The sequence below is a fragment of the Streptomyces gelaticus genome (assembly GCF_014649535.1).
GTDB classification, from domain to species: domain Bacteria; phylum Actinomycetota; class Actinomycetes; order Streptomycetales; family Streptomycetaceae; genus Streptomyces; species Streptomyces gelaticus.
Genome location: NZ_BMTF01000025.1, coordinates 1 through 570, shown reverse-complemented (window position 1 = coordinate 570; position 570 = coordinate 1). Strand labels below are relative to the sequence as shown.

Annotated in this window: 1 pseudogene; it reads right to left on the bottom strand. The window is 70.4% G+C overall.

Annotated elements, in window-relative coordinates:
• A pseudogene (locus IE107_RS35335) lies at positions 1-570 on the bottom strand (ADP-ribosyltransferase); the annotation flags it as partial.

The following is a 570-nucleotide window of genomic DNA, read 5'->3' as shown; positions in this document are numbered from 1 at the left end:
ACGCCGCCCGGGGCGTGGCTCGCCGGGTCGAAGTGTGCCGGGGCGGGGCCGAACGATCCGTTCGGTACGTGGTTGGGCGCGCCGCCCGGGACGTGGCTTGCCGGGTCGAAGTGTGCCGGGGCGGGGCCGAACGATCCGTTCGGTACGTGGTTGGGTGATCCGCCCGGGACGTGGCTTGCCGGGTCGAAGTGTGCCGGGGCGGGGCCGAACGATCCGTTCGGTACGTGGTTGGGTGATCCGCCCGGGACGTGGTTGCCCGGACCGTACGGCACATTGTCGAAGCCGCCGCCGGGGGAGTGCGGCGCCACGTCGGGGAAGCCGCTTCCCACGTGAACGCCTGCTGGTACCGGCTGCTGGATCTGCCAGGACGTCGGCAGGCCCGAGGTGCCGGGGACCGTGTCGTGCGGGATCGGAGTCGTGTCGACCACGCCGTTCGGGGCGACCAGGTTCCCGTTGGGCTCCAGGAGGCGGCCATCGGGCAACTGCACCGAACCGTCGGGGAGTTTGGGGATCTCGATGTTGCTGATGCCCTTGAGGCCCTTGGTGATGTCACCGATCTTGGAGAGTCCG